Annotated in this window: 21 protein-coding genes, 5 tRNA genes, 3 rRNA genes, 1 other RNA gene and 1 pseudogene; 5 read left to right on the plus strand and 26 right to left on the minus strand. The window is 37.3% G+C overall.

Annotation, left to right across the window (positions count from 1 at the left end; genetic code table 11):
- Positions 1 to 12 precede the first annotated feature (12 nt).
- The 3 genes and pseudogenes from EGX70_RS05500 to rlmD all read right to left on the minus strand — a co-directional run bounded on the left by EGX70_RS05500 (position 13) and on the right by rlmD (position 2,669).
- The gene (locus EGX70_RS05500; RefSeq protein WP_123947992.1) at positions 13 to 441 is read right to left on the minus strand and encodes a GNAT family N-acetyltransferase; all 429 of its coding nucleotides are present in this window, start codon (positions 439 to 441) and stop codon (positions 13 to 15) included.
- A gap of 33 nt (positions 442 to 474) precedes the next feature.
- Positions 475 to 1,045, minus strand: a pseudogene (locus EGX70_RS05505) (purine-nucleoside phosphorylase).
- 268 nt (positions 1,046 to 1,313) lie between these two features.
- Positions 1,314 to 2,669, minus strand: coding sequence for a 23S rRNA (uracil(1939)-C(5))-methyltransferase RlmD (rlmD, locus tag EGX70_RS05510; RefSeq protein ID WP_001103627.1), 1,356 nt, complete (start codon positions 2,667 to 2,669; stop codon positions 1,314 to 1,316).
- Between the two features lie 98 nt (positions 2,670 to 2,767).
- On the opposite strand from rlmD, the gene recX reads away from it, so the two are divergent.
- Together recX and EGX70_RS05520 are read left to right on the plus strand one after the other, a co-directional pair.
- Positions 2,768 to 3,544 (plus strand): recombination regulator RecX, encoded by a 777-nt coding sequence (gene recX, locus EGX70_RS05515; protein WP_000704972.1) that lies wholly within the window; start codon positions 2,768 to 2,770, stop codon positions 3,542 to 3,544.
- Between the two features lie 83 nt (positions 3,545 to 3,627).
- Positions 3,628 to 4,161, plus strand: a complete 534-nt coding sequence (locus tag EGX70_RS05520; protein WP_001239184.1) for a DUF402 domain-containing protein — start codon at positions 3,628 to 3,630, stop codon at positions 4,159 to 4,161.
- Positions 4,162 to 4,276: 115 nt separating this feature from the next.
- Here EGX70_RS05520 and EGX70_RS05525 read toward each other — a convergent pair.
- From EGX70_RS05525 to rnpA, 11 genes are all read right to left on the minus strand, one after another.
- Positions 4,277 to 4,348: transfer RNA gene (locus EGX70_RS05525), tRNA-Glu, on the minus strand.
- A gap of 10 nt (positions 4,349 to 4,358) precedes the next feature.
- A tRNA-Ile gene (locus EGX70_RS05530) sits at positions 4,359 to 4,432 on the minus strand.
- A 36-nt stretch (positions 4,433 to 4,468) separates the two neighbouring features.
- Positions 4,469 to 4,539, minus strand: a tRNA-Gly gene (locus EGX70_RS05535).
- Between the two features lie 5 nt (positions 4,540 to 4,544).
- Positions 4,545 to 4,617: transfer RNA gene (locus tag EGX70_RS05540), tRNA-Val, on the minus strand.
- A 3-nt stretch (positions 4,618 to 4,620) separates the two neighbouring features.
- Positions 4,621 to 4,736 (minus strand): 5S ribosomal RNA (gene rrf, locus EGX70_RS05545).
- 72 nt (positions 4,737 to 4,808) lie between these two features.
- Positions 4,809 to 7,706: ribosomal RNA gene (locus tag EGX70_RS05550) — 23S ribosomal RNA — on the minus strand.
- Positions 7,707 to 7,857: 151 nt separating this feature from the next.
- A tRNA-Ala gene (locus EGX70_RS05555) sits at positions 7,858 to 7,930 on the minus strand.
- Between the two features lie 54 nt (positions 7,931 to 7,984).
- Positions 7,985 to 9,532 (minus strand): 16S ribosomal RNA (locus EGX70_RS05560).
- Together the 16S, 23S and 5S rRNA genes with 5 tRNA genes alongside form the textbook arrangement of a ribosomal RNA operon.
- A gap of 338 nt (positions 9,533 to 9,870) precedes the next feature.
- The gene (gene jag / locus EGX70_RS05565) at positions 9,871 to 10,692 is read right to left on the minus strand and encodes an RNA-binding cell elongation regulator Jag/EloR (protein ID WP_000242577.1); all 822 of its coding nucleotides are present in this window, start codon (positions 10,690 to 10,692) and stop codon (positions 9,871 to 9,873) included.
- A gap of 7 nt (positions 10,693 to 10,699) precedes the next feature.
- Positions 10,700 to 11,515 (minus strand): YidC/Oxa1 family membrane protein insertase, encoded by an 816-nt coding sequence (locus EGX70_RS05570; protein WP_000727918.1) that lies wholly within the window; start codon positions 11,513 to 11,515, stop codon positions 10,700 to 10,702.
- A gap of 12 nt (positions 11,516 to 11,527) precedes the next feature.
- Complete coding sequence (gene rnpA / locus EGX70_RS05575) at positions 11,528 to 11,857, minus strand: ribonuclease P protein component (protein ID WP_000754611.1); 330 nt, start codon at positions 11,855 to 11,857, stop codon at positions 11,528 to 11,530.
- A gap of 169 nt (positions 11,858 to 12,026) precedes the next feature.
- Between rnpA and EGX70_RS05580 the strand changes: the two genes are divergently transcribed.
- Entirely contained in the window at positions 12,027 to 13,043 is a 1,017-nt protein-coding gene (locus tag EGX70_RS05580) for an NAD(P)H-dependent glycerol-3-phosphate dehydrogenase (protein ID WP_000166106.1), read from the plus strand.
- A gap of 36 nt (positions 13,044 to 13,079) precedes the next feature.
- Positions 13,080 to 13,979 carry a UTP--glucose-1-phosphate uridylyltransferase GalU gene (gene galU / locus EGX70_RS05585; RefSeq protein WP_000868271.1) on the plus strand — a complete coding sequence of 300 codons (900 nt, stop codon included), beginning with the start codon at positions 13,080 to 13,082 and terminating at the stop codon, positions 13,977 to 13,979.
- A 90-nt stretch (positions 13,980 to 14,069) separates the two neighbouring features.
- Here the strand turns inward: galU and EGX70_RS05590 are convergent, their stop codons facing one another.
- From EGX70_RS05590 to tgt, 10 genes are all read right to left on the minus strand, one after another.
- Complete coding sequence (locus EGX70_RS05590) at positions 14,070 to 15,113, minus strand: BMP family protein (protein ID WP_001080265.1); 1,044 nt, start codon at positions 15,111 to 15,113, stop codon at positions 14,070 to 14,072.
- Between the two features lie 131 nt (positions 15,114 to 15,244).
- On the minus strand, positions 15,245 to 15,922 hold the full coding sequence (locus tag EGX70_RS05595) for a rhomboid family intramembrane serine protease (RefSeq protein WP_000061940.1): 678 nt from the start codon (positions 15,920 to 15,922) through the stop codon (positions 15,245 to 15,247).
- Positions 15,913 to 16,440, minus strand: a complete 528-nt coding sequence (locus tag EGX70_RS05600) for a 5-formyltetrahydrofolate cyclo-ligase (RefSeq protein ID WP_000412414.1) — start codon at positions 16,438 to 16,440, stop codon at positions 15,913 to 15,915. The genes EGX70_RS05595 and EGX70_RS05600 overlap by 10 nt, the downstream gene beginning before the upstream one ends.
- Before the next feature lie 321 nt (positions 16,441 to 16,761).
- Entirely contained in the window at positions 16,762 to 18,111 is a 1,350-nt protein-coding gene (locus EGX70_RS05605) for a glucose-6-phosphate isomerase (RefSeq protein WP_000148892.1), read from the minus strand.
- A 151-nt stretch (positions 18,112 to 18,262) separates the two neighbouring features.
- Positions 18,263 to 18,348, minus strand: an RNA gene (gene ffs / locus EGX70_RS05610) — signal recognition particle sRNA small type.
- A 34-nt stretch (positions 18,349 to 18,382) separates the two neighbouring features.
- Positions 18,383 to 18,889 (minus strand): tRNA adenosine(34) deaminase TadA, encoded by a 507-nt coding sequence (tadA, locus tag EGX70_RS05615; protein ID WP_001169006.1) that lies wholly within the window; start codon positions 18,887 to 18,889, stop codon positions 18,383 to 18,385.
- Entirely contained in the window at positions 18,889 to 19,665 is a 777-nt protein-coding gene (locus EGX70_RS05620) for an MBL fold metallo-hydrolase (protein WP_000779461.1), read from the minus strand. The genes tadA and EGX70_RS05620 overlap by 1 nt, the downstream gene beginning before the upstream one ends.
- Positions 19,666 to 19,803: 138 nt before the next feature.
- Positions 19,804 to 20,343 carry a biotin transporter BioY gene (locus EGX70_RS05625; protein WP_000469149.1) on the minus strand — a complete coding sequence of 180 codons (540 nt, stop codon included), beginning with the start codon at positions 20,341 to 20,343 and terminating at the stop codon, positions 19,804 to 19,806.
- A 6-nt stretch (positions 20,344 to 20,349) separates the two neighbouring features.
- Positions 20,350 to 20,661, minus strand: coding sequence for a CHY zinc finger protein (locus tag EGX70_RS05630; RefSeq protein ID WP_000983191.1), 312 nt, complete (start codon positions 20,659 to 20,661; stop codon positions 20,350 to 20,352).
- Positions 20,662 to 20,767: 106 nt separating this feature from the next.
- Positions 20,768 to 21,910 carry a tRNA guanosine(34) transglycosylase Tgt gene (gene tgt, locus EGX70_RS05635; protein ID WP_000129510.1) on the minus strand — a complete coding sequence of 381 codons (1,143 nt, stop codon included), beginning with the start codon at positions 21,908 to 21,910 and terminating at the stop codon, positions 20,768 to 20,770.
- A gap of 186 nt (positions 21,911 to 22,096) precedes the next feature.
- Between tgt and EGX70_RS05640 the strand changes: the two genes are divergently transcribed.
- Positions 22,097 to 22,837 carry a DUF975 family protein gene (locus tag EGX70_RS05640; RefSeq protein ID WP_000185054.1) on the plus strand — a complete coding sequence of 247 codons (741 nt, stop codon included), beginning with the start codon at positions 22,097 to 22,099 and terminating at the stop codon, positions 22,835 to 22,837.
- Between the two features lie 13 nt (positions 22,838 to 22,850).
- Here the strand turns inward: EGX70_RS05640 and EGX70_RS05645 are convergent, their stop codons facing one another.
- Both EGX70_RS05645 and EGX70_RS05650 read right to left on the minus strand, forming a co-directional pair.
- Positions 22,851 to 23,888 (minus strand): HAMP domain-containing sensor histidine kinase, encoded by a 1,038-nt coding sequence (locus EGX70_RS05645; RefSeq protein WP_000770240.1) that lies wholly within the window; start codon positions 23,886 to 23,888, stop codon positions 22,851 to 22,853.
- 1 nt (position 23,889) lies between these two features.
- Complete coding sequence (locus EGX70_RS05650) at positions 23,890 to 24,576, minus strand: response regulator transcription factor (protein ID WP_123947994.1); 687 nt, start codon at positions 24,574 to 24,576, stop codon at positions 23,890 to 23,892.
- Positions 24,577 to 24,619 lie beyond the last annotated feature (43 nt).

Genomic DNA, 24,619 nt, shown 5'->3' on the forward strand with positions numbered 1-24,619 from the left:
AATAGCATGTATTTATAATAAAACCATATCAAGATGAGGAATATTATCTTCTAGATAGATATCTGAGACAGGTTGAAATCCGAAAGATTGATAAAAATCTTGTAAATAAGCTTGGGCCTGAGCATAAATAGGTTTATTAGGGTAATTTGCCTCACTAAATTTAATCGCATATTCCACTAATTGATTTCCTAATCCCTTTTTTCTAAAGTCTGGATTAACAATCACACGTCCCAAATGCACCTTATCATCTTCTGGTATCAATCTATAATAAGCTGCCAATTGACCATCTACCCAATTCATCCCATGCAAACAAATCAAATCTTCATCATCAACCTCTTGATAAGGACAATCTTGTTCAACCACAAATACAGATACTCTTAATTTATATATTTGAAACAACTCATGTGTAGTTAAATTATCAAAAGGTTTTACATTCCACATTGCTATCTTCCTTTCAACATCATACAGTAGACCCTAAAAAGTCTCTATAGCAAACTCCATGGCAATATAAGCAATTTTATCTTTCTTTTCTAAATCCTCGCTATTTCCTAAAGATCTTGCTTCCCATACTTCTGCATCTAAATTATCCGCAGAGTAAAAAAATTGAATTTGTGTTTACTGCAATTTCAGAACTTGCTTCCGAATAATGAAATGATGTCCCTTCATCCCTAATAGCACTTCTTGGAATAATAATGGATGTCTCCTCAATTGACGAATCAAGGACGCCACATGTTCCAAAAACAATTAAACTTTCCATTCCAAATACTATAATATCTTCCAAGATTGCTACGCAAGCTGAAGCACCAACATAAGCATTGAAAAAGCCAATCTTTTGTCCTTTAAATTCTAATTCATAAATGGGAATTTCTAAGTTTGCTACACTAGTTCTAGCAATTTCACGATGAGGCAATTCTTCTAAAATACGATTGAAAGTCTCCCGCGCGAAACAGGTAATAACAGTCTTTGGAAAACCTTTTATTGGTGAATTAATATCTTCAGGATTAATAATCGCTTTTCTACTATTATCGAATGAATTTATTATCATAAGCATTTCCTTTAAACCTTAATTTACGATGTTCTATCATCTTGTTAAAAATATTTTTTCTATTTTAACTCAATGAAACTTAAAAGGCAAGGTCAAATTTGCAAAGATGAATATACTTAATGGAACTATTTACCATTTCTAAGGTAAATTTCCGTATCAAATAGCTTAAACCATGTGTTTTTAGACTATGTTATATTAATATCTCACCATTACTATCTAAAAATAAGAATACCCAAAAATACTCTTATTTTTTGATTAGAAAACTTTATTATTCCTTACGTTGTAGTTTCACTACAGCCTCGGTCCTTGCTGTATGTGGAAACATGTCAACGGATTGGATGTAGTGGACATGGTATACTTTTGTTAATGTTACTAAGTCTCTAGCAAGCGTGGATGTATTACAAGAAACGTAAACCATTTTTTCTGGAGGCATTTTTAGTATAGTATTTAGCAATTTATCATCTAAACCTGTGCGAGGAGGATCCACGATTAACGCATTAGCGCGAAATCCCTCACTATACCACCTAGGGATAATATCCTCTGCCTTTCCAGCTTCGTAATGTGTATTAGTAAAACCCATATAAAGTGCGTTCTCTTTAGCATCCTGAATAGCCTCAGGGATAATATCCATTCCACGAACACTTTTAACTTTTCCAGCAAAAGCAAGTCCAATCGTTCCTACTCCACAATAAGCGTCAATTAAATCATCATCTTCCTTCACATCTAAGGCCTTAACTGCCTCACTATATAAAATTTGTGTTTGTTTAGGATTAAGTTGATAAAAAGCACGTGGTGATAACGAAAAACCATAATCTAATACTTCTTCATTGATGGATTCTTGACCCCAAATAACTTCTGTTATTTGACCATAGATATCACTTGTTTTACTAGCGTTGATATTTACAGCAACTGTCTTTAACTCAGGAAACTCTCGAACTAATTCAATAACAACATCATCAAAATCAAGTCTTTTACTTGTGATAAAGATCAGTTGAACCTCTCCACTCGCTTGTGCTCGTCGAATCATAACAGTACGGACACCAGCTATTTTACGTTCATTATAAATAGGCAATTTATATTTTCCTAAAAGTTCTGCAACTCGATTTATCATTTCCTGAGTAAGGCTATCTTGCACTAAACAATCTTTGATATCAATCAATCGATGTGTCCCTTGTGCATATAAACCTGCCTTTACATTCCCTCCAAACGAACGCACTTGAAATTGTAATTTAGCACGATAGTGTTCAGGTTCCGACATACCTATCGTTTTACGGATTTCATAATTCTCATATCCCTCTGGTTTAAATTTCATTAGAGCCTGTCGAATAACATCCGTTTTAAACTCTAGCTGCTTATCATATTGAAGGTGCATTATTTGGCATCCCCCACATTCTTTATAAATAGAACAAGGGGGTTCTACCCTATTTTTAGATTTTTTATTTATCTTTAACAGTTTAGCTTCTGCAAAATTACGTCTAACAGAAGAAATCTGACAAAACACCTCTTCTCCCTTGAGGGCCCCTGGAACAAAGATTAGTGTTTTTTTATAAAAACCTATTCCTTCACCATTAATTCCCATTCGTTTAATTTTTAAAGGAATTCGCTGTTTTAAAACCACATTCATCAGTTCATTACTCCCTAACTAAGAAAATACTATAAATCCATAACATTTAAAAAAAGACTCATTTTTACTATTTTATCATTTTTGCTATAATAAAAACTATGAAAATAACCAAAATCGAAAAGAAAAAAAGACTTTACACTCTAGAGCTAGACAATACCGAAAATTTATATATAACAGAAGATACTATCGTTCATTTTATGTTAAGTAAAGGGATGATAATTAATGCCGAGAAACTTGAAAATATTAAAAAATTTGCCCAACTATCATACGGTAAAAATCTAGGTCTTTATTATATTTCTTTCAAGCAGAGAACCGAGAAAGAAGTTATTAAATATCTTCAACAACATGATATTGATTCTAAAATTATTCCACAAATTATTGATAATCTAAAAAGTGAGAATTGGATAAACGATAAAAACTACGTGCAATCTTTCATACAGCAAAATCTAAATACTGGCGATAAGGGACCATACGTGATAAAACAAAAATTATTGCAAAAAGGTATCAAAAGTAAAATAATTGAATCTGAACTTCAAGCTATAAACTTTCAAGACTTAGCATCCAAAATAAGCCAAAAACTCTATAAAAAATATCAAAACAAACTTCCACTAAAAGCATTAAAAGATAAATTGATGCAGAGCTTAACTACAAAAGGATTTGATTATCAGATAGTGCATACCGTAATTCAAAACCTTGAAATTGAAAAAGATCAAGAACTTGAAGAAGACCTCATTTATAAAGAATTAGATAAACAATACCAAAAATTATCAAAAAAACATGACCAGTATGAATTAAAGCAACGTATAATCAATGCCTTAATGCGTAAAGGATACCAGTACGAAGATATCAAAAGTGCTTTAAGAGAATATTTATAAGATAATAACTCTCAGACGATGTATTTTACAGAAAATTATGATAAACTATAACAGACGTATAAATTGTAGAAAGTTGGTAGGCTATGAGATTACCTAAAGAAGGCGACTTTATTACAATTCAAAGTTACAAACATGATGGTAGTTTACACCGAACTTGGCGTGACACCATGGTATTAAAAACAACCGAAAATGCCCTCATTGGTGTTAATGATCATACTTTAGTAACAGAAAATGATGGTCGACGCTGGGTGACACGAGAGCCTGCAATAGTATACTTTCATAAAAAATACTGGTTTAACATTATCGCTATGATACGTGAAACTGGTGTCTCCTACTATTGTAATCTAGCAAGTCCGTATATCTTGGACCCTGAAGCACTCAAGTATATTGACTATGACCTTGATGTCAAAGTATTTGCAGATGGTGAAAAAAGACTACTAGATGTGGACGAATATGAACAGCATAAAGCTCAGATGAACTATCCTACCGATATTGATTATATATTAAAGGAAAATGTAAAAATATTGGTAGAATGGATAAATGAGAATAAAGGCCCCTTTTCATCATCATATATCAATATCTGGTATAAACGGTACCTTGAATTGAAAAAGCGCTAACTAACACACTAAATAGTGTGTTTTTATTAATATCAAATTTAATTACAATACTATTGCAAAAATATATACTTAAAATAAAAAAAGTAGAAAGATCACTTTCTACTTTTTTTAAGAATAGTCCGTACGGGATTCGAACCCGTGTTACCGCCGTGAAAAGGCGGTGTCTTAACCCCTTGACCAACGGACCATATTCTTGATGGGCACGAGTGGACTCGAACCACCGACCTCACGCTTATCAGGCGTGCGCTCTAACCACCTGAGCTACGCGCCCAAGCTATTGCTTGGTTTTTACTTTCTTATAAAGTAAAGCGGGTGACGAGAATCGAACTCGCGACAACAGCTTGGAAGGCTGTAGTTTTACCACTAAACTACACCCGCTTCTATGGGAGTTAACGGGATCGAACCGCTGACCCTCTGCTTGTAAGGCAGATGCTCTCCCAGCTGAGCTAAACTCCCTTTGCTAAGCGACTACCTTATCTCACAGGGGGCAACCCCCAACTACTTCCGGCGTTCTAGGGCTTAACTTCTGTGTTCGGCATGAGAACAGGTGTATCTCCTAGGCAATTATCACTTAACTATTGAGCCTTATTCACTCAAATTGAATATCTATAGTCTAACAAGAAACCGTAACGTTGTCAATATCTCTTTTGGATAAGTCCTCGAGCTATTAGTATTAGTCCGCTAAATGTGTCACCACAATTACACTCCTAACCTATCTACCTGATCATCTCTCAGGGCTCTTACTGATATAAAATCATGGGAAATCTCATCTTGAGGTGGGCTTCGCACTTAGATGCTTTCAGCGCTTATCCCTTCCCTACATAGCTACCCAGCGATGCCTTTGGCAAGACAACTGGTACACCAGCGGTAAGTCCACTCTGGTCCTCTCGTACTAGGAGCAGATCCTCTCAAATTTCCTACGCCCGCGACGGATAGGGACCGAACTGTCTCACGACGTTCTGAACCCAGCTCGCGTGCCGCTTTAATGGGCGAACAGCCCAACCCTTGGGACCGACTACAGCCCCAGGATGCGACGAGCCGACATCGAGGTGCCAAACCTCCCCGTCGATGTGAACTCTTGGGGAGATAAGCCTGTTATCCCCAGGGTAGCTTTTATCCGTTGAGCGATGGCCCTTCCATACGGAACCACCGGATCACTAAGCCCGACTTTCGTCCCTGCTCGAGTTGTAGCTCTCGCAGTCAAGCTCCCTTATACCTTTACACTCTACGACTGATTTCCAACCAGTCTGAGGGAACCTTTGGGCGCCTCCGTTACCTTTTAGGAGGCGACCGCCCCAGTCAAACTGCCCGTCAGACACTGTCTCCGATAGGGATTGCCTATCTGGGTTAGAGTAGCCATAACACAAGGGTAGTATCCCAACAACGCCTCAAACGAAACTGGCGTCCCGTTATCATAGGCTCCTACCTATCCTGTACATGTGGTACAGATACTCAATATCAAACTGCAGTAAAGCTCCATGGGGTCTTTCCGTCCTGTCGCGGGTAACCTGCATCTTCACAGGTACTAAAATTTCACCGAGTCTCTCGTTGAGACAGTGCCCAAATCATTACGCCTTTCGTGCGGGTCGGAACTTACCCGACAAGGAATTTCGCTACCTTAGGACCGTTATAGTTACGGCCGCCGTTTACTGGGGCTTCAATTCATACCTTCGCTTACGCTAAGCACTCCTCTTAACCTTCCAGCACCGGGCAGGCGTCACCCCCTATACATCATCTTACGATTTAGCAGAGAGCTGTGTTTTGATAAACAGTTGCTTGGGCCTATTCACTGCGGCTGATCTAAAATCAGCGCCCCTTCTCCCGAAGTTACGGGGCCATTTTGCCGAGTTCCTTAACGAGAGTTCTCTCGCTCACCTGAGGCTACTCGCCTCGACTACCTGTGTCGGTTTGCGGTACGGGTAGAGTATATGTATCGCTAGAAGCTTTTCTTGGCAGTGTGACATCACTAACTTCGCTACTAAACTTCGCTCCTCGTCACAGCTCAATGTTAAAGATATAAGCATTTGACTCATATCACACCTCACTGTTTGACCAGACACTTCCAATCGTCTGGTTTAGTTAGCCTACTGCGTCCCTCCATCACTATATACTCTAGTACAGGAATATCAACCTGTTGTCCATCGGATACACCTTTCGGTCTCTCCTTAGGTCCCGACTAACCCAGGGCGGACGAGCCTTCCCCTGGAAACCTTAGTCTTACGGTGGACAGGATTCTCACCTGTCTTGCGCTACTCATACCGGCATTCTCACTTCTATGCGTTCCAGCGCTCCTCACGGTACACCTTCTTCACACATAGAACGCTCTCCTACCATGACACTTTTGTGTCATCCACAGCTTCGGTAATATGTTTTAGCCCCGGTACATTTTCGGCGCAGGGTCACTCGACTAGTGAGCTATTACGCACTCTTTGAATGAATAGCTGCTTCTAAGCTAACATCCTAGTTGTCTGTGCAACCCCACATCCTTTCCACTTAACATATATTTTGGGACCTTAGCTGGTGGTCTGGGCTGTTTCCCTTTCGACTACGGATCTTAGCACTCGCAGTCTGACTGCCGATTATATCTCGTTGGCATTCGGAGTTTATCTGAGATTGGTAATCCGGGATGGACCCCTCACCCAAACAGTGCTCTACCTCCAAGAGACTTAACATCGACGCTAGCCCTAAAGCTATTTCGGAGAGAACCAGCTATCTCCAAGTTCGTTTGGAATTTCTCCGCTACCCACAAGTCATCCAAGCACTTTTCAACGTGCCCTGGTTCGGTCCTCCAGTGAGTTTTACCTCACCTTCAACCTGCTCATGGGTAGGTCACATGGTTTCGGGTCTACAACATGATACTATGACGCCCTATTAAGACTCGGTTTCCCTACGGCTCCGTCTCTTCAACTTAACCTCGCATCATATCGTAACTCGCCGGTTCATTCTACAAAAGGCACGCTCTCACCCATTAACGGGCTCGAACTTGTTGTAGGCACACGGTTTCAGGTTCTATTTCACTCCCCTCCCGGGGTGCTTTTCACCTTTCCCTCACGGTACTGGTTCACTATCGGTCACTAGAGAGTATTTAGGGTTGGGAGATGGTCCTCCCAGATTCCGACGAGATTTCGCGTGTCTCGCCGTACTCAGGATACTGCTAAGGTTAATCTATCATTTTAAATACGAGGCTGTTACTCTCTTTGGCTTACCTTCCCAGGTAATTCTTCTATAATGATTAATCCTATATCGCAGTCCTACAACCCCGAAGTGTAAACACTTCGGTTTGCCCTCCTGCCGTTTCGCTCGCCGCTACTAAGGCAATCGCTTTGCTTTCTCTTCCTGCAGCTACTTAGATGTTTCAGTTCACTGCGTCTTCCTTCTCATATCCTTAACAGATATGGATACTAGTCATTAACTAGTGGGTTCCCCATTCGGACATCTCTGGATCAGCGCTTACTTACAGCTCCCCAAAGCATTTCGTCGTTAGTCACGTCCTTCTTCGGCTTCTAGTGCCAAGGCATCCACCGTGCGCCCTTATTAACTTAACCTTATTAACCTAGTTTCTTTAAAACTAGAAAACTCATTAAATATTCACAGCGTTTCGGTTTATTTCTTGTTACTTTCTACAATCTATTTCTAGATCGTGGAATTTGATATAGATATTCAATTTCAATGAACAATTTGAACCTTTCGATTCAATGGAGCCTAGCGGGATCGAACCGCTGACCTCCTGCGTGCAAAGCAGGCGCTCTCCCAGCTGAGCTAAGGCCCCACAAGACCTCTCAAAACTAAACAAGACGCAAATGGCAGGTTTCCTTATCCTTAGAAAGGAGGTGATCCAGCCGCACCTTCCGATACGGCTACCTTGTTACGACTTCACCCCAATCATCTATCCCACCTTAGGCGGCTGGCTCCTAAAAGGTTACCTCACCGACTTCGGGTGTTACAAACTCTCGTGGTGTGACGGGCGGTGTGTACAAGGCCCGGGAACGTATTCACCGCGGCGTGCTGATCCGCGATTACTAGCGATTCCGACTTCATGTAGGCGAGTTGCAGCCTACAATCCGAACTGAGATTGGCTTTAAGAGATTAGCTTGCCGTCACCGGCTTGCGACTCGTTGTACCAACCATTGTAGCACGTGTGTAGCCCAGGTCATAAGGGGCATGATGATTTGACGTCATCCCCACCTTCCTCCGGTTTATTACCGGCAGTCTCGCTAGAGTGCCCAACTTAATGATGGCAACTAACAATAGGGGTTGCGCTCGTTGCGGGACTTAACCCAACATCTCACGACACGAGCTGACGACAACCATGCACCACCTGTCACTTCTGCTCCGAAGAGAAAGCCTATCTCTAGGCCGGTCAGAAGGATGTCAAGACCTGGTAAGGTTCTTCGCGTTGCTTCGAATTAAACCACATGCTCCACCGCTTGTGCGGGCCCCCGTCAATTCCTTTGAGTTTCAACCTTGCGGTCGTACTCCCCAGGCGGAGTGCTTAATGCGTTAGCTGCGGCACTAAGCCCCGGAAAGGGCCTAACACCTAGCACTCATCGTTTACGGCGTGGACTACCAGGGTATCTAATCCTGTTTGCTCCCCACGCTTTCGAGCCTCAGCGTCAGTTACAGACCAGAGAGCCGCTTTCGCCACCGGTGTTCCTCCATATATCTACGCATTTCACCGCTACACATGGAATTCCACTCTCCCTTCTGCACTCAAGTCCTCCAGTTTCCAAAGCGTACAATGGTTAAGCCACTGCCTTTAACTTCAGACTTAAAGAACCGCCTGCGCTCGCTTTACGCCCAATAAATCCGGACAACGCTCGGGACCTACGTATTACCGCGGCTGCTGGCACGTAGTTAGCCGTCCCTTTCTGGTTAGTTACCGTCACTTGGTAGATTTTCCACTCCTACCAACGTTCTTCTCTAACAACAGAGCTTTACGATCCGAAAACCTTCTTCACTCACGCGGCGTTGCTCGGTCAGACTTCCGTCCATTGCCGAAGATTCCCTACTGCTGCCTCCCGTAGGAGTCTGGGCCGTGTCTCAGTCCCAGTGTGGCCGATCACCCTCTCAGGTCGGCTATGTATCGTCGCCTTGGTGAGCCTTTACCTCACCAACTAGCTAATACAACGCAGGTCCATCTCACAGTGAAGCAATTGCTCCTTTTAAATAACTAACATGTGTTAATTACTCTTATGCGGTATTAGCTATCGTTTCCAATAGTTATCCCCCGCTATGAGGCAGGTTACCTACGCGTTACTCACCCGTTCGCAACTCATCAGTCTAGTGTAAACACCAAACCTCAGCGTTCTACTTGCATGTATTAGGCACGCCGCCAGCGTTCGTCCTGAGCCAGGATCAAACTCTCATTAAAAGTTTGAGCTTTGCTCTTTCTGTCTCGCTGACAGATTTATTGTTTTTTGTCATTGACGGATTTACAATGTAAATCCACCCTGCACATTCGTTCGTCTTGTTCAGTTTTCAAAGGTCTTTGCCTCTCTTGAGACAACTTCTATATTCTAGCAAACTTATTCTGCTTTGTCAACTACTTTTTTTAAGTTGTTAACTACGCGCTAATAGAAACTGCTCTCTCGAGACAACTTATTTAGTTTACTACATCATCTCTTACTTTGTCAACTCTTTTTTCATACTTTTTCTACATTTTCTGAAAATGTAGATAGAGCGCAAGAAAAAAAGAGGTCTCACCTCTTTTTATTTCTTAGTAACTACTACAAATCTATTAGGATCGTTACCTTCAGAATAACTTTCAACACCCTCTATAGTTGCAATTGTTTTATGAACAGTTTTTCGCTCACTGTTACTCATAGGATCCATATGGTAAGGTTCATTAGTCTCTAAAACACGCCTAGCTATTTTTTTAGAAAAATCAATTAAAGTTTCTGTACGATGCTCAACGTAGTCATGGACATTAATGGATACTGAAAAACTCTTAGAAAAGCGGTCATGAAGATAATTTTGTGCTAACAACTGCAACGATTTTAATACTTTTCCATGATAACCAATGATGCGCCCAGCTTCTGGCGTTTCTATTTGGAGATTTATTTGTCGCTTACTTGTCGTAGTTTCTATTGTTGCATCTAAATCCATCTCATAGATGATATTTTCAACGTATTTAGTCACCTGAGCAGCTGCTACTTCAATATTAGGAAGTAGGTCAATTTTTTCAATAGCTTCACTTGTAGTTACAACGTTTTTATCATCAATTTTTGGAAGTTCTGGTTGTGATACGTCTTCTTTTTCAAGCGTTTCATCAACCTCCTCTATATATTCTTCCACCACATCTACGCTAGACGGTACATTCTTAATATTTTTTAACGCTACCGATTCATTAATATCAGTTACTTCGTCGGTGATACCTTCTATTTCAACTTTTGCTGGCTTTTTACCAAAGCCCAAAAAACCTTTTTTCTCACGTGATACAACTTTTATATGTGCCCTCAATCGTGAAATGTTTAACTCTTGTAGTCCTTTTTCAATAGCTTCTTCTACAGTCGCTCCTGTAAATAATACCATGGTTTTCCTACTTTCTTTTCTTACTTGCTTTTCTCTTAGCACGTTTAACTCTTTGTTCTTTTTCATGTGCCACTCTTACTGCTTCTTCTCGAACCTTTATAATCTTGTATGGGTTGTTCAATAATAGAATTTGAAATACTTGAAAAGCATTAGACACCGTCCAGTATAAAACAACACCACTAGCAAAGTTAAAGCTTGTTACCAATATGATAAACGGCATAACATAAGTCATAAGAGTTAAAGCAATATTTTTTTCAACAGCTGCTTTGTTAGTTAACCAAGTTGATAAAAAGGTAAATAAGGCCGCCAGTACAGGTAAAATATAATATGGGTCCGGCTGTGATAATTCTAGGCTCAAAAATGTTCCTACTTTTAAGAAAGAAACCCTAGTCAAAGCTTGGAAAAGAGCCCATAGGACAGGTAACTGAATTAGAAGAGGTAATACACTTGCATATGGGTTAACTCCCTCAGCTTTATACATAGATTGCATTTCATCATTTAGCTTTAAACGGTTATCAGGATCTTTCCCTGGATATTTTTTTTGTAATTCCTTGAGCCTTGGCTGAATTTCCTGCATCTTTTGGCTGGATTTCATTTGCATATTATAAAGCGGCATCATAATCGCTCTGATTATTAGAGTGAATAAGATTATTCCCAAACCAATTGAATGGTTAAAGGAGAGCCATTGTATTGATTTAGCAAATGCATAAACTATTTGCTCCCATAATGTGGCTGAATGACTAGATACTTCTCCTCGTCCGCAAGCAACCAATAAAGAGCCTGTCAGCAATATTAAGCTAAATGTTTTAAGTTTTTTCTTCAATTTTATACCTTTCTAGATGAGTCCTGCTATTTTTAAAACGTGTATAAGATTTTTTTCTAATGCTTGATAGTCCAATTCCTCTACACCTTTACGCGCAATCACGACAAAATCATAATCTTGCAGCGCTGTTTTCTGAGAGAGTAAAACATGCCTAATTTTTCTTTTAATAGCGTTACGAACAACAGCATTTCCTAATTTCTTACTAACAGAGATTCCCACACGAAAGTGTTTTTGTTCTTTTTCTAAATAGTAGATAACAAATTTTCGATTAGCAACATTTTTACCTCTGCTGAAAATCATTTGAAAATCCTTATCACTTTTTACCCGATAGGTTTTTTTCAAAATAGTGCTCCATTTATCTAAATTGGTTTTATTATACCATAAATAACCTAAAAGACTCAATTCTTTTCTAATGTTACTATCATTGACAACAGACTAAACAAGACAAAGTGTATTAGAGTATGATATAATGTTAGCGCTATATGCCTTATTATTAGAAAGAAGGAATAAGATGACAAAACAAAAAATTGCCGTTCTTGGACCTGGTTCATGGGGGACTGCTCTTGCACAAGTATTAAATGACAATGGACATGAGGTACGCTTATGGGGAAACGTGGTTGAACAAATAGAAGAGATTAATACTAACCATACTAATCAACGTTACTTCAAAGATATTACCTTAGATTCCAAAATAAAAGCCTACACTAATCTTGAGGAAGCGATTAATAATGTTGACAGCATTTTATTCGTCGTCCCAACTAAAGTTACAAGACTTGTTGCTAAACAAGTGGCTAATCTTTTAAAGCATAAAGTTGTTCTTATGCATGCTTCTAAGGGACTAGAACCTGGTACTCATGAACGACTTTCTACAATTTTAGAAGAAGAAATCTCTGAACAATATCGTAGTGATATCGTTGTTGTTTCAGGTCCCAGTCATGCTGAAGAAGCCATCGTTCGTGATATTACTTTGATTACTGCTGCTTCAAAAGATATTGAAGCAGCTAAGTATGTCCAAAAATTGTTTAGTAATCATTATTTTAGACTTTATACTAACACTGATGTCGTAGGAGTAGAAACAGCTGGTGCTCTAAAAAATATTATTGCTGTTGGTGCTGGAGCACTACACGGTCTTGGTTATGGTGATAATGCTAAAGCAGCTATTATTACGCGTGGTTTAGCTGAGATAACACGTCTTGGTGTACAATTAGGGGCCGACCCTCTCACTTTCAGTGGTTTATCCGGAGTTGGAGATTTAATTGTGACTGGTACATCTGTTCATTCTCGCAACTGGAGAGCGGGAGATGCTTTAGGACGTGGTGAGAAACTTGAAGATATTGAAAAAAATATGGGGATGGTTATTGAAGGTATCTCAACAACTAAAGTTGCTTACGAAATCGCCCAAAACTTAAATGTTTACATGCCCATTACAGAAGCTATTTATAAATCAATATATGAAGGGGCTAATATCAAAGATAGCATTTTAGATATGATGTCCAATGAATTTCGTTCAGAGAATGAATGGCACTAATATCGTTTATATTAATACTATTTAAAGGAGCTATATATGAAAGTCAGAAAAGCAGTTATCCCTGCCGCTGGTTTAGGAACACGTTTTTTACCTGCTACTAAAGCTTTAGCTAAAGAAATGCTTCCAATCGTTGATAAACCAACTATTCAATTTATTGTTGAAGAAGCACTAAAATCTGGAATTGAAGATATTTTAGTTGTAACTGGTAAATCAAAACGTTCTATAGAAGACCACTTTGATTCAAATTTTGAATTAGAATATAACCTAAAAGAGAAAGGGAAAAACGAACTTCTCAAACTTGTTGATGAAACAACTGGCATTCGACTCCATTTTATTCGACAAAGTCATCCTCGTGGGCTTGGAGATGCTGTGCTACAAGCAAAAGCCTTCGTTGGTAATGAACCTTTTGTTGTTATGCTAGGTGATGATCTAATGGATATTACCAATAATAAAGTTATTCCTCTCACCAAACAATTAATTAATGACTTTGAAGCTACTCATGCATCAACAATTGCTGTTATGGAAGTTCCACATGAAGATGTTTCTGCTTATGGTGTTATTGCTCCACAAGGAGAAGGAGTTAATGGTCTATATAGCGTTAACACTTTCGTTGAAAAACCTTCTCCCGAAGAGGCTCCAAGTAATTTGGCAATCATTGGTCGCTACTTGTTAACTCCAGAAATTTTTAATATTTTAGAAACTCAAAAACCTGGTGCAGGAAATGAGATTCAACTAACCGATGCTATCGATACTTTAAATAAAACGCAACGTGTTTTTGCTAGAAAATTTACAGGAGACCGTTACGACGTTGGTGACAAGTTTGGTTTTATGAAAACATCTATTGATTATGCTCTTCAACACCCACAAGTTAAAGATGACTTGAAGAAATATATCATTGATTTAGGAAAATCTCTAGAAAAAACATCTAAGAAGTAAAATATGAGTCAAGTACAATAAAAAAGTTTCCTAAATAGGAAACTTTTTTATTGTACTTGACGAAGAACTTATTGTTCCTCCACACTTTTATCATTTCATAGGAACTTGTATTTTCCCTGAAACAATATCCTCTTTAGCTTTTTTGACAGCAACAGATCCCTCACTAGACAATTGATGCTCTTTAATATCTACACCACTATCCTTTAGACCAAAAACTGTTACTTTCCCTCCTGGATATTGTTTTTTCTCTGTTAATTCTGCTACAGATTGGAGAGATTTCCCCACCTCTTTTATAGTAGATGCCAGAACAAAGTTTGCTTTCTTACCATCTTTTGAAACATAATTGCCTTCTTGACTTTGATCTCTGTCAACACCAATTACCCAGACTTTGTTAGATTCCTTGCGGGTCTCATTTTCAGTTTTAGCCTCACTAAAAATTCCTGCTCCTGTACCACCAGCAGCCTGGTAAATAACATCAACACCTGTTGCATACTGTGTGGCAGCAATCGTTTTACCTTTAGCTGCATCTGTAAATGAGCCTGCATAAGATACCGCAACTTTAATAGCCGGATCAATTGATTTTACTCCAGCCTTAAATCCTGCTTCAAATCGCTTAACAACGACGCCTTCCATCCCTCCGATAAAACCAACTGTTTTTGTCTTAGTTGTCTTAGCTGCAGCAACTCCAGCTAAGTAAGCAGCTTCATTGTCTGCAAAAGTAACACTAGCTACATTTTCTTTACCTTTAATGATATCATCTACAATAACGTATTTAACATCTTTATTATTTTCTGATACTTTTTCAATAGTATCATGAAGACCAAATCCAATACCAAAAATTAAATTATAACCACTAGAGGCTGCCGTATCAAGGTTATTAGCATGATCTGATTCATTAGATGACTGGAAATAATCAAAGCCATTACCTTTTGTCAACCCCTTCTTTTTTCCCCACTTTTGTAGCCCTTCCCAAGCTGATTGATTAAACGATTTATCGTCTACTCCACCTTGATTAGTTACCATCGCAACTTTGATATCTGATTTATTTGCAGACTTATCTGAACGATTACCACATGCTGTTAATGTTAGTACAGATAAAGATAGTAGAGTTAAGCCAATAATTTTTCTGTTCACCGAGAATGAACCTCCTAATAAGTTATAGTCACATAAAAACAGATTTCTATCATAACATAAAAAAATCATTTAGCAAACTTTATTCTATTTTTCCCAGAGAAAGTTTGGTTTTAGAGGCTATAGCCGTAGAATTATACCAACGATAGACCTATTAAGCTGATCGATACAATAATAAATATCATTAAAGCTAAAATACTTTGCCAAGTTTTAAATAATAAAGAACCATTTTGTTTTGTCAAAAAAATAGCCACCAATACTCCACCAACTAAACCACCAACATGGCCTGCTAAACTCACTCCGGGTGTGAAGATATTAAAAAATAAATTTAACAAGATCATCACTTGATATGATTTTCCAACTTGTTTTAAATAAGGATTTTTTCCAAAATACCCTGCGATTGCTATAGCAGAAAAAACACCAAATAAAGACGTTGAGGCTCCTGCTGCCACCACATGTGGAGTAAAAAATAGCGTAAAAATATTACCCATTAAGCCAGATAAAATATAGAGAATTAGAAATCTCAAACTTCCCCAAATACTTTCCCCCATTTGTCCTACGAAATACAGAGCTAAACCATTTAATAAAAAATGTTCCCAACCAATATGAACAAAGATAGGACTTATTAGTCTCCATAGATTTGTTGGATATGCTTTTAGATAATCACCTTGTATTCCACCAAATTGAAAAATAACTTGGCTAGACTCCGCTTGACTTCCATAAGTTAGTTGCATCAATAAAAAAACAAGGGTTGTCAGACTGACCAAGAGTACTGTCGTCGGATACTCTTTAGCGAACTTCTTCATAGACATAATACCTCCTTAACTGCTACGTCATGCTTCTCTTCTACAAAATCCTGTCTCTGACACCTATAAATAGTACTAATAGTATCACCTTCAAAATCACTCAAATAGCGATCAAAATAACCTGCACCATAACCTATACGAAAACCTTTATTGTTAAAGATAAGTCCGGGCACATGAATTAAGTCTATACTAGCTTTTTCAACAGCTCTATCATTAACAGGTTCTAATAAGCCAAACGGTGTTGTCCTCAAGTTATCTTTTTGATAGTCCACAAAAATCATTTTACCTTTTGGATAAGTTTTGGGAACAAGGACACGTTTGCCATCACATAAAGCTTGTTTAATAAGAAGTTGTGTATTGTATTCGTAGTCAAAAGATAGGTAAGTAGCAATTACACAACTATTTTGATAAGCTTTAGTTTTTATAAAAGCCTCTAAAAGTTTACAGTCAACTTCTGATTTGTAAGCTTGAGGTTGAGATTTTAAGGTTATCAAAACTTCTTTTCTTAATAATTTCTTTTCCATATATCTATGATACCATTAATATTGACCATTTATACAAAAATAGTATAGGGGAAAATAAAATGATAAAGTATGAATTTTTAAGGTTTATTTAAGGTTTCTACTGTATACTAGTATCATCCTAAAATAAGCGGTTTATCCTAGCCGTTAGGAAAATATTATCCTAAATTATTTTCCTTTTTCATAAATCTCCTGAGAAAAGTTAATAACTTTTCTCAACCCTTTTTCCAACCCACTATCGCTACCGGTGCTAGTGGGTTTTTAGTTATCCTACAACAAAACTAAAAAGTTCCTCTCTTTGAGGAACTTTTTAGTTAGATATTTTTAAAGACGTGCATTCAATTCAGCGCTAAGCTCTTCGAATCCAGGTTTACCTAGAAGAGCAAACATATTACGTTTATATGCTTCTACCCCTGGTTGATCAAATGGATTTACTGAGTTAAGATAACCTGAAAGGCCAATTGCTAACTCAAAGAAGTAAATAGTGTAACCAAGGGTGTAAGCGTCTTGTGTAGGAAGCGTTACAAACATATTTGGAACCCCACCATCTGTATGAGCAAGGAGTACACCATCTGTTGCTTTTTTATTAACAAAATCTACATCTTTTCCTTGAAGATAACCAAGACCATCTAAATCTTCGGTTAATTCAGGAATAGTCACATTTTTACGAGGTTTCTCAACGCGAACAACTGTCTCAAAGAGGTTACGGTAACCTTCTTGAATAAATTGACCAAGTGAGTGAAGATCAGTTGAGAAGTTTGCTGATGTAGGATAGATACCTTTTTGATCTTTACCTTCTGATTCACCTGCTAATTGTTTCCACCATTCACCAAAGTATTGTAATGATGGTTCGTAGTTAGCTAAAATCTCTGTGATATAACCTTTGCGATAAAGAACATTACGAACTGCAGCGTACTGATAAGCAATGTTTTCAGAGATTTTATCTGAAGATAAATCTTTACGAGCAGCATTTGCGCCTTCCATAAGAGCAGTAATATCTGCTCCTGAAGCAGCAATTGGAAGAAGACCTACGGCTGTCAGTACTGAGAAACGACCACCAACATTATCAGGAACTACAAATGTTTCCCAATTGTTAGCATCTGCTTCAACTTTTACGGCACCTTTAACTTTATCAGTTGTAGCGTAGATACGTTTATTAGCTTCTTCTTGACCGTACTTTTTAACTAGAAGTTCTTTAAATACACGGAAAGCAATCGCTGGTTCAGTTGTTGTACCTGATTTTGAAATGACATTTACTGAGAATTCTTTATCTTGGACGTATTCAACTAAATCGGCAAGGTAAGTAGATGAAATAGAATTTCCAGCATAAAGAATCTGAGGCGCTTTACGTTCTTCTGCGGTTTGCAAATTAGCAAAATGATTATTCAAAAAGTCAATTGCTGCTTTTGCGCCAAGGTACGAACCACCAATACCAATAACCACGAGTACTTCGCTATCTGATTTAATCTTTTCAGCGGCTTTTTGAATGCGAGAAAATTCTTCTTTGTCATAGTTTTCTGGGAGGTCCATCCATCCGAGAAAATCTGAGCCAGGACCAGTCCCTTGACGAAGGAAAGCATCTGCTGCACTTACTTGTGGTTGTAGGTAGTCTAACTCGTGTTCGCCTACAAATTGACCCAAGACTTTTGAATAGTCAAATGTAATATGTGTCATTTTATTTCTCCTAACAATTATGTTTCACTATCATCTTACTCTTTTGTGAGTTTTTTTTCAAGGTTTTTTAACTGTATTTTCATATTTTTTGAAACGCTACCAATTTTTATGAAACTTTCATAATTATTTCCAAAAACACTTTGACTTTTGGAAATAAAAAGAGCACACATTTAGCATCGCTTAGGGCTGCTGGATTCCTCCCCTGACCCACTTCACGAGTAAATGTTGCTCCAAAGATATTATAACAAAACTAATATTTTATTGCAAGCTATCAAATCTTAGTTTTTTCACTTAGTTTAGCTTCTTTCTTGCGTTGTCGTCCTTTTCGAAAGAAATCCTGCATTATTTTAGCGCATTGATCTTCTAAAATGCCGGTTTCAACCTCAACTCTATGATTAAGTCGGCTATCACTTAAAATATCATAGAGACTTCCCGCTGCTCCAAATTTCGTATTCTTAGCGCCATATATAACGTGGGGAATTCTAGCTAAGCCAATAGCTCCACTACACATTACACAAGGTTCTACAGTAACAAATAAAGTAGTATCTAATAAGCGCCAATTCCCTACCTTCTCATTTGCATTGTTAATAGCCATGATTTCAGCATGTAAAATAGCTTTATTAAACTCTTCACGAGCATTATGTCCTCTTCCAATAATATGACCATCTTTTACAATGACACAACCTATAGGAATTTCTTCTTTCTCTAAGGAGGATTTTGCCTCCTTTAGAGCTTCTGTCATAAACCATTCTTTTTCTTCTTGGGTAAATTTCTGCATTATAGTTTTCCTAAGTCCCAAGATTTATGTGGCTGAGCTAAATCAACAGAGATGCCACCTGCATACTTTTCAGACTGTAGTCGAAGTTCTTCCAAATGATTTTCGGGGTTTATTCCTTCTCCCGGAAACTGCGGAACATGTGTTAAAACTAATTTCTTAACTTTAGCGTTATAAGCAATCTCACCTGCTTCTTTACTAGTCAAATGTGCAATATGATTTTCATTTCCCTCGTAAAGATAAACGTCTGCTAAAAATAAATCTGCGCCTTTTGTAAAAGGTACAAGGTCAGCAAAATACCCAGAATCTCCTGTAAAGACTAATACTTGACCAGTTTCTCTTTCTGTAATCCTCATGGCATAGCAGACGACTGGGTGGACTGTTTTGATAAACGTAATATTGAAGGGACCAACTTGCTCAACTCCATTGGTATGATAAGCAATTCCTTGAGCAACGTTAGGTAATGTCAATTTAGAAAACTCATAATCATCCTCATTATGTCCATAAACTGGCAATACTTTGGGTTCCCATTTATCTTTAGGGTATAGCAAACGATAATGATACAACACACCCAAATCTGCTACATGATCTGGATGATAATGACTGATGATAACTGCATCCAAATCCAACGGGCTTATTTCTTTTTCTAGCTCATTGATTGAACGACTTCCCGCATCTATTAATAAGTGAAAATTATTTTCTCCAGTTAATAGAAAACTTGTGGTTCCTCCATCTTTATAAGGATAACCACCCCAACAACCTAACGTTGTTAATTTCATGATAATCCCCTCCTTACTGATTTAATGCTATTATACCAAATTTTATTAAGAATAACTGTTTTAGATTTTATGCACAAAAAAGACTAGTAAATCTAAATTTTTAGATTTACTAGTCCATCTAATATATAGCAATCTTGATTATTTTTCAGTCAAGAAAAAACTATCTTTATATTTAACAGCAACAACAGCAGCTATAATGGCTTTTATTGTATCTCCTGGGATAAATACTAAGTTTTGAAGAAGTGATTTATCTAATGGGATGTTCGTATAAGATGCCAGCCAAACTGCTCCTGCTACATCTACAAAAAGGACCCCTGCTAGCCATACAATAAGGAAAATAGCTATAAAATTCTTTTTATTTACTAATTTTACACCATATGAGATAAGCAAAGGAACAAACAACCAAGCAATAACATAACCAGCTGTTGGTCCTGTCAATACAGGTATAGTCGAACGTAAACCTGAGAATACAGGAATAACTAAACCGACAAGAAAGAAGAGCAAAATAGATAAACTCCCTTTTCTTCCGCCCAAAATAACACCAGCCATCATAACCCCTAGGTTTTGTAAGACGATAGGGACCGGAATGAAACCAAGTGGTAGAGCAGGAATGAAACCAAGTACCACCAATAAAGTAGCCATCATAGCCATCTGGATTAGGCTTTTTGTGTGAAACATTAAAAATTACTCCTTCGAAAAATAAATAGAATCATGGCGTTGACAATTTGGATTAAAAAGCATACGACAATAAGGACAAAAACCAGTTTTATACTCTTTTAATGTCAACATCTGACGACAAGAACCGCATAAGACAGGAAACGTTTCATCAGATTTTGTTGCTGCAAAACAATGCTCCTCGAGTGCATCATGACATTTATAACAAGCATAATATTTTTGACAAACAGCACATTTTAAAGCGACAATATCCAATTTAGTATGATAGTGGTAACAGCGGCTGCTACTATCAAGACCAATACCAAAGTACTCTTGCATCATGATTCCTCCTATGACATATTATACAAAAGTTTTTCTATTGTCAACTTTTTTTAAAAAACGGTTAACAAATAATTCAAAAAAAAGCCCTGTTTTACCAGGAACTTTTTTAAAAATTACGGTTATTCATGCCATAGCCATAGCGCTCCATAAAATCTTGACGGAATTCTAGAAGATTATCATCCATAATAGCTTGTCTGACATCTTTCATAAGATTGACAAGGAAATAAAGATTATGGTAACTAGTCAAACGAATACCAAAAGTTTCATCTGCTTTCAATAAGTGACGAATATAAGCGCGTGTATAATTTTTACAAGTATAGCAATCGCAATTTGGATCAAGAGGCGTAAAATCTTCTGCAAATTTAGCATTCTTAACAACTAAGCGACCTTGACTTGTCATACATGTCCCATTTCGAGCAATACGAGTAGGTAAGACGCAATCAAACATATCTACTCCTCGGATAACGGCGTCTATTAAACTATCTGGTGCACCAACTCCCATCAAATAACGAGGCTTATCATTCGGAAGCATTGGAACAGTAAAATCAAGAACTGCATTCATCTCATCATGTGTTTCTCCGACCGCAAGCCCTCCAATTGAATAACCTGGAAAATCCATCGATACTAAATCTCGTGCTGATTGACGACGTAAATCCTCAAACCCTGCCCCTTGAACAATACCAAATAGTCCTTGATCATGAGGACGGCGGTGGGCATTTAATCCACGTTCTGCCCAACGGCTTGTTCGCTCAATTGATTTTTTTACATAATCATAAGGCTGGTAAAATTGTGGACACTCATCAAAACTCATCATAATATCAGAACCAAGGTTATTTTGAATTGAAATAGCTTTTTCTGGTGATAAAAACATTTTCGCACCATTTAAATGGTTTTTAAAGGTTACTCCTTCTTCAGTGATGTTTCGACTATCAGCCAAAGAATAAACCTGAAAGCCTCCACTGTCTGTTAGAATAGCCTGATCCCAGTTCATGAATTTATGTAAACCTCCAGCTTTAGCAATCAATTCATCACCTGGACGTAACCATAAATGGTAGGTATTTGATAGAATAATTCCTGAACCCATTTCTTTTAGTTCTTCAGGAGATTGTGTCTTAACAGTTGCTTGTGTCCCAACAGGCATAAACATTGGTGTCGGAAATGTACCATGTGGTGTGATTATTTCACCAAGTCTGGCTCCTGTGTGTTTTTCCTGTTTAATTAATCGATATTTTATTGGATGATCAGTCATCGTTTTCTCCTTGCTTCCATGAAAAACAGTCATGGGCTTTAGTGCTAATCAATATCTAAATGTAATACTTTGTATTAATTTCTTTTTTAGCCATTAAGATTTTATCAAAAAAATGTACTCTTGTCATGCTCATTTTAAGGAATGTGTTATAATGAAATGAATTGTACTTTTGTGTATGGAGGAGATATGACGAATTCAGAAATTAAAAATGAGGCAAAAACTATATTAAGCAATCTTCAAGGTAAGAATCAACTTTTTTTACTCCCGATTCTCCTTAGTATTATTACGTTATATATATCATTTTATTATCAATATAATAATATGACACTACTTGATTTTTTTGTACCTCTTCCAGTTTATTTCTTTTACACACTTTTTATTATTTCAGTCAGTTTTGTAATGTTAGATGTCGTCAAAAATCAGAAACTAAACGTTAGATTCTCGGACAATACTTATGTATTTTCAAGCCATATTTTCTGGAAATTACTCTCAGTACTTGTTCTAAAAGGACTAATTTTATCTTTCTTTTATCTACTAAGTACTTTTGGTCTACTAATCATCATTTCAAGTTTTAGGCTACTTTTGAGTGGTAACCTTATCCTTGCCCCTGTTTTAATAGTTGTTAGTAGCCTAATTACTACTAAGGCAGTTATAAAACTCGTTCAACAATATTACTCCTATAGTATCTCAACTTTAGTATTTTACACTCAATTAGAAAGTGGAAACTATGAGGGACCGTCTAAAGTACTGGTTGCTAGTCGAGAACTAATGAATGGTAATAAACTTAGACTCTTCCTTTTAGACTTAAGTTTTATTGGTTGGCAGTTCCTTACAATCTTCAGTTTCGGATTAGTCTATATCTATCTCCTTCCTTACCAAACTACTGCGCGCTTAATCTTTTATAGAAACATTACAAAAAATAGCTAGGAATAATTCCTAGCTATTTTTGTAATTTAAGTACTAAAGAGAACTTACTGCCTTTTTGATACTGACTTTCGACCAAAATATCCCCATTCAGTTGATGTGCAAGTTGTCGCGCAATATAAAGACCTAGACCATGTCCTCCTGTCTTCATATTTCGTGAAGATTCTACACGATAAAGACGATTAAAAATAGAAGCAAGATCTTCATCTTTTATCCCATAGCCTTGGTCAATAATATCGATAACGATATCTTGACGATTTGAATAGGCCTTGATAGTCAAGGGACTTCCAGGATCAGAATATTTGACTGCATTGCTAATCAAATTCAATAAAATTCGTGATAATTTATCATATTGACTAGATAATTTCGAAACATCTGGCGCAACATCAATCATTACTTGGCGATTTTCTTTTTCAAACACCAATTGAAATTCAGATAAAATATCAATCAGTAGTTTATCCAGATAAATTGTTTCTTCTTTATGAGGTTCAGCCGTGTCTGACATAGTCTCTAATGTAATAAAACTTAATTCTTCAACCAGATGGTTAAGACGGTTTGTTTGACGAGAAATGGTATTGAGATAATAGTTAACTTCTTCTTCAGATATAATACCATCTAAAATACCTTCTACTGTTGATTGTATAGAAGTAATTGGAGTCTTGATATCATGTGAAAGTTGTGCAATCATCATTGTTTTTTCGCGTTCACTCTCGTTTAGAGATTTAAACGTTGACTCTAACTCCGAAGACATTTGGTTAAAGGCTGTCTCTAAATCCTTGAATTCTTGTGGTGAACAAATTTGTGCTTTTGTATCAAAACATCTTTGAGAAATATCCTTCATTTTTTGTTTTAACTTTTTCAAAGATGTAAATACACTTGATAATAAGAACAAATTAACTATACCACCTACAATACAGGCAATAATTGTAACTGAAAGGATGTAGTAAACACCTCGAGTCTCAATCAGCATATGATTAAGCCCAAAGAAAACACCTGCTACAGTTATTAACATAGAAATAAGGTAACCAATAACAATATAATATTTTAATTTCATTTTATTCCTCTAATTTATACCCTAATCCCCAAACTGTTTTGATAGTTGGGGTATTGTCTGTACTAAATTTAGCAAGGTCATTGCGTAAGGCATGGATATGAACATTCAAAGTATTAGTGTCATCTAAAAATTCTTCGCCCCAGACACGTTCATAAAGCTCTGTTTTTGGAAAAACACGATTCAAATGATTTGCTAATATCCAAAGCAAGTCAAATGATTTATTGGTTAAGGAAATTGTATTGCAGTCCACCATTACCAAACGTTGTTTTTGGTCGATAACCAAATCACCAATCGTCAACACTTCAGATTGTTGATGATTCCCATAGATACGTCTTAGAATATTTTTAACACGTAAAACTAATTCCCTAGGACTGAAAGGCTTGGAAATAAAGTCATCTGCACCCATACTCAAAGAGTAAATTTTATCTGGTTCAGATACTTTAGCGGTTATAAAGAGAAAAGGTTGGTTGGGTTCTCGAACTAGAACTTCACTAATAAAATCATAGCCATCCATTTTAGGCATCATAATATCACTAATAATTAGGTCAAAACGATTCTCATCTACCTCTTTGAGTGCTTCTATGCCATCCGCAGCTACTGACACTTCATATCCTGCTTGCTCTAGATAACGTCTATTAATATCAATAATTTCAAATTCATCGTCAACTAATAATAATTTTTGTGTCATTCTACTCTCCTAATGAGTCAAAATAGTGCTATACCTCTAGTAT

Origin of the sequence: Streptococcus sp. FDAARGOS_522 (assembly GCF_003812445.1) — a bacterium.
Taxonomy (GTDB): domain Bacteria; phylum Bacillota; class Bacilli; order Lactobacillales; family Streptococcaceae; genus Streptococcus; species Streptococcus agalactiae.